8 protein-coding genes and 1 pseudogene are annotated in these 8,949 nt (G+C 58.4%); all 9 read left to right on the plus strand.

The features are described from left to right. Positions 1-77 precede the first annotated feature (77 nt). A complete protein-coding gene (hxsB, locus tag DC522_RS31370; RefSeq protein ID WP_245444714.1) occupies positions 78-1,460 on the plus strand; it encodes a His-Xaa-Ser system radical SAM maturase HxsB in 1,383 nt (460 codons plus the stop codon). Between the two features lie 4 nt (positions 1,461-1,464). After that, positions 1,465-2,640, plus strand: coding sequence for a His-Xaa-Ser system radical SAM maturase HxsC (gene hxsC, locus DC522_RS31375; protein WP_116532384.1), 1,176 nt, complete (start codon positions 1,465-1,467; stop codon positions 2,638-2,640). Between the two features lie 596 nt (positions 2,641-3,236). After that, positions 3,237-3,407, plus strand: a complete 171-nt coding sequence (locus DC522_RS37655) for a peptidoglycan-binding protein (RefSeq protein ID WP_160310482.1) — start codon at positions 3,237-3,239, stop codon at positions 3,405-3,407. A gap of 1,023 nt (positions 3,408-4,430) precedes the next feature. Next, entirely contained in the window at positions 4,431-4,943 is a 513-nt protein-coding gene (locus DC522_RS37660) for a peptidoglycan-binding protein (protein WP_371680986.1), read from the plus strand. Positions 4,944-5,521: 578 nt separating this feature from the next. After that, positions 5,522-6,445 carry a hypothetical protein gene (locus DC522_RS31390; protein WP_245444713.1) on the plus strand — a complete coding sequence of 308 codons (924 nt, stop codon included), beginning with the start codon at positions 5,522-5,524 and terminating at the stop codon, positions 6,443-6,445. Positions 6,446-6,703: 258 nt separating this feature from the next. Beyond that, positions 6,704-7,411 (plus strand): phosphodiester glycosidase family protein, encoded by a 708-nt coding sequence (locus tag DC522_RS31395; protein ID WP_245444715.1) that lies wholly within the window; start codon positions 6,704-6,706, stop codon positions 7,409-7,411. 9 nt (positions 7,412-7,420) lie between these two features. Then, positions 7,421-7,933 (plus strand): annotated as a pseudogene (locus DC522_RS31400) (ferritin-like domain-containing protein). 442 nt (positions 7,934-8,375) lie between these two features. Further along, positions 8,376-8,771, plus strand: a complete 396-nt coding sequence (locus DC522_RS31410; RefSeq protein WP_116532383.1) for a transposase — start codon at positions 8,376-8,378, stop codon at positions 8,769-8,771. Then, on the plus strand, positions 8,768-8,949 hold a 182-nt coding region (gene tnpB, locus DC522_RS31415), incomplete at its 3' end, for an IS66 family insertion sequence element accessory protein TnpB (RefSeq protein ID WP_133239428.1). The genes DC522_RS31410 and tnpB, both read left to right, overlap by 4 nt.

The following is an 8,949-nucleotide window of genomic DNA, read 5'->3' on the forward strand; positions in this document are numbered from 1 at the left end:
GAGAGCCAAGATGAGTGAATCACGAAGCCGCCACACCGCATAGCCCCAACGATTCCGTCAGAACTGCCGTTGCTCTAGTGACCTCGGAGGCTGGAGATTTCCACGTCCTCGATCCAAGCACCTTTGCGGCGTTCGCTCGCCGAGAGCCACTCGCTGATGGGAACACTCTGAGAGGACTTGAGGCGAAGCACCTTCTCTACAAGACATCTCCAGAAACTGCGGTTCGCCTCCTGGCAACAAAACTGCGCACAAGGAAGTCCTTCCTTCGCGGCGGACCGTCTCTACACATCTTCGTCGTGACGCTTGGCTGTGACCATGGCTGTCACTACTGCCAAGTCTCGCGCCGACTGCACTCGGCTGGGCGCTATGACATGTCTCTAGAGACTGCCGCCGCGGCCGTGGATCGACTTTTCGATAGCCCCTCCCTCCACCTTACTGTCGAGTTCCAGGGTGGGGAGCCGCTTCTCGCCTTCCCTGTCATTCGTCGCATTGTTGAACTCATCCAAGCCCGGAATGTTCAGGAGTGCCGCCAGATCGTCTTCTCAATCACGTCGACACTGCACCACCTGACTGATGAAATTCTGGAGTTCATGCGCATCCATGATTTCCAGGTTTCAACGTCCTTGGATGGTCCAGCAGACCTTCATGATGCAAACAGACCGCTTCCGGGTGGAAGCGCCCATGAACTGACCGTCCAGGGCCTTCAACGCGCACGCCAGGCTCTTGGGGACGAAAGTGTATCCGCACTCACTACCCTCACCCGCCGCAGCCTCGAGCGGCCGAAGGAGATCGTTGATCAGTATGTGCGGCTCGGCTTCCGATCCATCTTCCTGCGGCCCCTCAGCCCCTATGGATTCGCAAACAAGTCAGAGCGACGGCTCGGCTACGCGGTCGAGGATTACCTGCGATTTTACAAGACCGCGCTTAGCCACATCCTCGAGATCAACAGGAGCGGGTACCTCATTGAAGAGGCTTACGCCAAGATTCTGCTCTCTAGTATCCTGACGCCGTTTCCGACACCTTACGTGGATCTGCGCTCTCCCGTCGGCAGTGGCTTCGGAACACTCGTCTATAACTACGATGGCGGAGTGTACGCCTCCGACGAGGGACGCATGCTCAAGGAGGTTGGCAACGATACCCTGCGCCTCGGATCAGTGACCGATGATTTCCAGACTCTCATGCGGTCCCCCGCGATGGAGCTCCTAGCAGCGTCCGGTCTTGCCGAAACGCTCCCTGGATGTTCCGATTGCGCCTTCGTACCCTACTGTGGTCCCGATCCGGCAGGTTCGCTTTCCCGTCACGGAGATCCTGTCGGGCACCGAGCCGAGAGTGAACACTGCCAGCGGCACATGGGACTCTTTAGAATTCTCTTCAACCATCTTGCCGAAGGCGACCCCGCTACGCTCGGAATCTTTGAAGATTGGGTCCATGGCGTTCCCTCTGCAGCCAAGGCAGCATAGTGTCATGGCCCTTCCGCTTCATACACGAGGCACAGTCGCCGGCCACGGAGCTTCGGCTCTCTACAAGGTGCTCTCCTTAGCCGAGGCGCTCCGCCAGGATTTTCCACTTCCGCGGGCGATGATTGATCTGCGTGAACTCGACGGGGTTGACCTCAATGCGCTGGTTGCAATTGGAGCCGGTGCCATTCTTGATAAAGACGGCAGCCTTGCATCGCCGCTTCCAACGCTTCACTCGCTCACGATGCCTGCAGTTGTCGCTCCAGGGGATGTGGTGCGGGTCCACCCGTCTGGACAAGTAAACGTTCTCTACCGACGTGGTGCGAACGCTAACACGCTGTTCGCAACCGAGCGGTGCAATAGCCAATGTCTCATGTGCAGCCAGCCGCCGCGGGAGGAGGATGACAGCTGGCGGATTGGCGAGATGATTGACCTGCTTCAGCTTATTGATCGTGACCTGCCAGTTCTCGGAATTACGGGCGGGGAGCCGTGCCTCCTTGGTGACGGTCTGGTCGAAGTCCTGAGAACAGCAAAGCAATATCTGCCAAACACAGTCCTGCACGTACTCACCAACGGACGGCTCTTTGCGGATCGTGCCTTTGTCCGCTCGTTTGATCAATCAGCAGGTCAGGTGGTGTGGGCGGTCCCAGTGTACGCTGACAATGCAACAGACCACGATTATGTTGTTCAGGCCGATGGGGCCTTCAATGAAACGGTGAACGGCCTTCATAACCTCGCGGAGCGCGACCATCGTATCGAGATCCGCTGTGTTCTGCATCGTCAGACGGTCCACCGCCTTCAGGAGTTGGTCGAGTTCCTGTACTGGAACCTACCGTTTGCAGAGCATGTGGCACTCATGGGCCTTGAGCCTATGGGTTATGCACGCTCTAATCGCGATAAACTCTGGATCGACCCAATTGAGTACGCTGACACACTAAGCCAAGCTGCAGCCTACCTGTGGCGGCGAGGTATCACGGTGTCGATCTACAATATCCCTCTCTGCCTGCTCCCAGATCAGGCACGGCCATTTGCCCGTCAGAGCATCTCCGATTGGAAGAACGTTTTCGTTCCGGAGTGTCAAAGTTGCACGTTGCGTGAAGCCTGCTGCGGGTTCTTCAGATCCGCAGGCGACGGCTGGCGTAGCAAGGGCATCCAGGCAATCGAATCTAAGGCAATCGCATGAAGCGCAACTGGACAGCATTCATCAAGAACGTTCTTGCCTGGGCAATGCCGGCAACAGCAGTAGCAACGGTCTGGTCGCCCGCGGACGCTGCATTGACGGTCTTACCTGAAGGTGTCGCAGGATCGGATCCAGGATCTCAAGGTCGTCCACTCACGTTCGAGCGTCCGAATTATATTGATGGCCGGCAGCTCTACGCGGGACACCGCAGCCATTCGAGCCATCGCAGTCACTCAAGCCACCGCAGTCATAGCAGTCATTATTCGGGCTCTGGAGGAGGCTATAGCTACTCACCTCCGCCCACCTACAGCCCACCGCCTGTCTACACCCCTCCGGCTTCAAACCCATATGTTGCGCCTCCCACGAGCAGAGGATATAGGCCATCGATCGGTTCGCCCGAACCAGGGCAGACGACTACGGCACCCGGGCTGTACATTCCTAAACCGCCGCCGAGCACAGTGGGCGGAGCTGGGTCCGCGCCCCGCCCCCCGACACCGCCTGTCAGTGGTGTGGCTCCTTTGCAGCCTGCTCCCGGCAACAGCAATGCTAACTCTCCTGGAACGGTAGCATCGCGACCTGTGGCGGCGGAAGTGATGGTGATGCGTGTCCAAGTCGAGTTGCGAGCGCGTGGCTATTACTATGGCCCGATCGACGGCCGGCTATCTGCGGATACGCAGTTGGCCATCCGAACATTTCAAACTGCGCAGCATCTTCGAGCGACTGGTTACATGGACAATGAGACGCTCGCCCGACTCGGAATCGTTTACTAAACCCATGATCCCCAAGTCACTCACTCGGGCAATAAATATCACACACACTTGTCAACGGTGCTGAGAGGCGCAGATCTTATGAAGTCCGCCCGCCTACTTTTAATACTCACCCTCGCTGCACTCGGTGGGCAGGCCAGAGCACAGACCACTTCAGAAGACTTGTCGGCGTTGGATCCGGATAATCGCCGTTGGGTCGAGCAAACCTGCCCCCGCTCCTATGGGCCGTCGCTATGGACGTCGTGCGTCAGTCGGCAGATTGCTGCCCTCCGCGCGCCGGGATGGCCTGCTGTAAGTGAATTGGCACCCGAAATGCAAATATGGGTTATGCAATCGTGTCCTACTAGCCATGGGCCTCAGCTCTGGAGAAGCTGTGCCGAACGACAAGTGGCAGCCCTCTCTTCATCTCTGCCAAATGTCTCCGATTTGTCTTCCGAGGCCCGTCAATGGATTGATCAGACGTGCCCTAGAAGCCATGGCGCCCAACTCTGGAAGTCGTGCGTTGAGCGAGAAGCAGCCGCTGTTAGACGTGCTTTTGCGCAACCCGGCGTACAACAGAATCGAGAGGCGCAACCGTCCCAAGCATCCCCGCTGGATAGCCCTGCTACAGCAATTACCCGCCCGTCGACTCCTGTGGAAGAACCTCCAGCGGCGGGAGATGGGTCCAAGACTCAGCCATCATCGTCCCTCCCCTCTAGCTCTCCATTGATGCTCACAGTCAGACCGGCCGGCTCCGTAGAGGCTCTGCGAGATTTGACACGCCTCGAAGTTGCAGTGGAAGTTCAGCTTCGACTAAGAGAGCGCGGCTTCCTGAAAACGTCGATAATTGATGGGGTCTGGGGGCCGCGATCACGTATTGCCTTGCGTGATTTCAAAGCAGCTAACGGCCTCCCCAACACTGACGAATGGGATCTTCCAAGTCAGACCGCACTTTTCGGTAGTATGTCCGCAACAGCTCCACAATGGTACGCCCCTCCTGATCCAGCAACGGAGGCAGAGGGGTTGTATCGCCCGTTCGCGTCTGTCATGGGAACAACGCTACACCCTCTAAATCCGTCTGATGCAAATCTGATTCAGGCAAGACTATCAGAGCTAGGATACTACCGGTATCAGCCTGAGGGGATCTGGGGACTCGTTTCTCGCTCGGCGCTACAGGATTTTAAAGCTGCAAATGGGCTTTCGGCCGATGATGTATGGGATGGAAGTGTCGAGGCGTCTCTACGTCAAGCACGTCCAACACCAGCGAGTGATACGCCATTTGGTGAATGGTCCGTTGTGGGCTTCGCCTGCTCTGCTGAGATGAACCCACGAAAGATGGTCGTTTCAGCGAAAGGTATCGTAGTGGGATCAATGATATGCGATATGCAGGGACCGTTAGCTCGGTCCAGCGCAGACTGGTCTGGATCTGCCTTATGCCATATAGATGGACGTGATATTGCCTCAAAAATCTCCCTTAGAGTTTCTGGCCAAAGACTAGTCGATCGATCTGTCATAGGTACTTCGACGATTGTCCCGACCTCATTTGATCGATGCTCATGACATTTGTCCAAGCGGTATAGCCCACAATGCTAGCGGTTCGTTGGGATATGACTGTTATAGACGCCGCGCTCGTTGCTTAGGCTCGAACAGCATCTGGCCGAGGCATACAAATTGCGCTGCAGAAATGTGCGTGAACTGAGAAACTAAAATACGAAGCAATATTCCCTGCATGGGTAGGATGTCCCCACACCAATCTAGTTGGAGTCTTATCGATTGAGTGCTAATAGCCTGCCAAACCCTAAAGCTCTTTTCTGGATGGAATGGTCGTGACATTGCGTCCTTCCTCCTCGATTGAATCTTTTCTAACGATCAGGATTTACTAGATGCCCGGCATCGCACGTCAGTTCGAGCCGCAGATTACCCGTAGTGGTGGCGCTCCTTCCAAATTCCGCTTCACCATCCGCTGCTCGGAATGTGTCAGCACAGCCTCTTATGAAGCCTCCAGGCCTACCAGCGATGACACCGTCAAAGCTTACTTCAGCTCTCGCGGCTGGCTGCTTGGTCGCGCTCCCTCCTTCGACATCTGCCCGGCCTGCTTAGCTCACCGTCGCCATGGTCAGGAGATGAAGTCATCTAACATGCCACGGCGCGAGACTGGAGCGTCGAACAACCGCCGCCGGGACACGGCCGAAATCCTGGCTCGGCATCTGGGCAAGCCCGAGGCTCTAGCAGCCGAGGTTTTCCGCCCGAACGCGGCGCCGCCGTCTCAACCATCCGCCTTACCGGCTCCGCAGCAGCGCGCCCCCTCGCCGGCTCTGTCACCAGAAGTCGAGCACGCCCTGACCGGGATGGCCGCGGATCTGAAAGGCCTGCGGTCCACCATGGAGCTCATGGCCGAGCAGGTGAGCAAGCTGGTGGCTCTTGGAGGCCAACAGATCGAGGCCATCGCACGTCTGGCGCCTCTGGTGGTGCAGTCGGCGGAAGGGATTTCCGGTGGTCTGCGGGAGGTTGCCGGTGCGGTTCGATCAATCCCGAGCCCACCTTTTCCCACAGGTGAGGCCACAAAGCCTGCAACCGAAGACATGAAGGTTGAGGAGCAACCGGCATTAGAGCTTAACCTCGTCCAAGAGGTCGACCGTCCGATCGGCTCGGAACCAGGGCCGGCACCGACTATGACGGAGACGAGAAAGCCATCCAAGCAGCGCCGGCTCCCCAAGGGGAACGAGGCACCCGCGCCCAAAGCGGGCTCTGCGCCAGTCGTGGTGAAGTCGATTCCCGACGCCAAGCGCCCGGACCGGTACTACACCTCCATCCGCCTGCCGCGGGCGTTGTGGGATAGCGCTGGCTTCGGATCGGAAGACCGCCTCTTGCTCGACTGGAGCGGGAAGGCCCTGACCATTGAGCGCGCCACGGAGGGCGGCGTGAAGCCGAAGTCGATCGGGGATGCTTCTGTGGTTCTGCAATCCTGGAAGCTCGGCAACCTCAACTTCGATCAGCCCAAGGTCACAGGCGCTAATGCTTCTCTGCGCCTGGCCGCTGGGCGCACGCACCGTGAAGTGTGATCATCGCGCGACACGTGCGGGGCGACGAACCCGAGCCTGATAATCCTGTGCTCCCGAGCAGCAAGTCCTGGCGACTGAGACCTGCTGGTGCGAGCTGCAGGACCTGAGCTGCCCTGCTGAGGATCCGTCAGACGTTGGTGCGTAATTCGGCCTGCGGCGGTGAAGTAGTTTCGGCATTCCTCGGGCTCGACCAGATCGCAGCAAAGGAGAAAATGATTGCAGCCTGATCCTGTCGGACAGGCTCAATCCGATCACTCTCTGACGCCGACTGTTCGATCAAGTACCGACTACTGCAGCCGGTACGAAGCGAAGCTGTTCTGGCGCGGGCCGGACGGGGATGTGCTCGGCTCTTTCAGTCGGCTGAAAGAGACGCCGGAGGGTGCACGCGTTGCTTTCGCGATGAATGCGGGCATGTACCACGAGGATCGCTCGCCGGTGGGGCTTTATGTCGAGAACGGAAAGGAACTGAAGGTAGCCAACACCAGGAACGGGCCCGGAAACTTCCACCTCAAGCCCAACGGCGCCTTCTATGTCAAAGGCAGTCAGGCCGGCGTGTTGGAAACGGATACCTATTTCAAGTGGAAGATCAGGCCGGATCACGCGACGCAGTCAGGCCCGATGCTCGTCATCAATGGGCGCCTTCATCCCAAGTTTTCGGAGCAGAGCACGTCCTTGAAGATCCGCAACGGTGTCGGGGTGAAAGACCAACACACGGTCGTGTTCGCGATATCAGACGATCCGGTCACGTTCAGCACATTCGCCCGATTGTTCCGCAATCAGTTGGGCTGCGCCAACACCTTGTTCCTGGACGGCAGCATTTCCAGCCTTTACGCACCTACATTAGAGCGAATGGATTCGCTGATGCCCATGGGCCCCATATCGGGGCTTTGCGCCGACGTCCATAATGCGGAGCCTCGCTGGGGAACAGACGGCAATGAGATCAGTTGGGTTGGGATGATCTGGTAAGGAGATCCCATACCGGCCAAGCAGAAAACCCTCGACGATCTTTTCCTGGATACCCTGAAGGACGTGTATACCGCCGACGTGTATCACGCCGAGAAGCAGATTCTGAGAGCCCTGCCGAAAATGGCGAAGACCGCAGAGTCCGATTAGCTCCCCGCCCGGCCCTCGAAAAGCATCGTGACGAGACGGAGGTTCAGATCGAACGCCTGGAGCAGGTCTTTTGCGATGCTGGACAAGCCTGCGTGGGGCAAGACGTGCGAGGCCGTTCAGGACCTCGTCCAGGAGAGCAAGGACCTCATGCAGGACTTCACGGATTCCGATGCTCTCGATGCTGCCGTCATTCCCGCTCAACAGTCGGTCGAGCATGATGAGATCTCGCGCTATGGCACGCTGAGGACCTGGGCTGCGCATCTCGGCATGAAAAAGGCCGTCAAACTGCTCGAGCAGACGCTTCAGGAGGAAAAGAAGACCGACGAGCTTCTGACCCAACTTGCCGAGGAAACAGTCAATCTGAAGGCCGCCTGAGCGGATCTCAGCGAGCCGCTCTCATCCGGATCACGGAGCGGCCAGACTCGACATTCGGCCGCTCATACAGCCCTCTGCCTGAGAACTAAAACCTCCAAGCCACAGGCTTGGCTATTGCAGCAGGGCTGATCGCACGGCTTGGCCCGCTGACCTGAGGATATAGGTGCTGTCAGTACGGCAGCGTGCGACGGGGCTGTTCCGCAAGCCTTTGCTCGCGATCGATCAGAGCCAGAGTTGCCTGGATGCGCGGAGGAAGCGGTTGCCTGATGACCTCCGCATAGATCGAGCGGAGATCTTGTCCGATCCGGCGCAGGAGTTCGGTATCGGAGATTGAAGGTCGCCCGCCATCCGATCCACTGTAAGCGATGTTCTGATCCCACCTTACGTTCGTGTCTGTGAGCGGCGAGACTGACAATCTCTGATTGGGGATCGTTTTGTGTCGATGTTTGACCATATGCTTGAGCCGCCGCGGCCGGTGCGGCGCCTGGAAGTGATCACCGGATCTGGCGGACGCCGGCGCTGGTCGGCGGATGAGAAAGCGCGGATCCTCGAGGAAGCGCTGGCACCGGGCGCGATCGTGTCCGAAGTGGCCCGCCGGCATGGCATGTCGCCTCAGCACCTGTTCACCTGGCGCCGTCAAGCCAAGCGAGAGGCTGGTGATCATCCTCTGGCCTTTACCCCGGTGGTTGTCGCTCCTGACACACCGCAGTCCATTCCGGCAGCCTGCCGTGAAGCAGTGATCGAGATTGTCGTCGAGGGCGCTGTCATTCGTGTGCCGCACAGTGTCGACGGCGCAACGCTGACCACTGTGCTGCAAACGCTCAAGAGCGTGCGATGATCGGACCGACCGGTGCCGTCCGTGTTCTGGTGGCGACCAAGCCCGTTGACTTCCGCAAAGGAGCCGAGGGGCTTGCCGCACTCGTGCGCGAGACCATGGGGGCGGATCCGTTCTCGGGGACTGTCTACGTCTTTCGCGCCAAGCGGGCCGATCGCATCAAGCTCATCTTCTGGGACGG

The organism is Microvirga sp. KLBC 81, assembly GCF_003075415.1.
Lineage (GTDB): Bacteria > Pseudomonadota > Alphaproteobacteria > Rhizobiales > Beijerinckiaceae > Microvirga.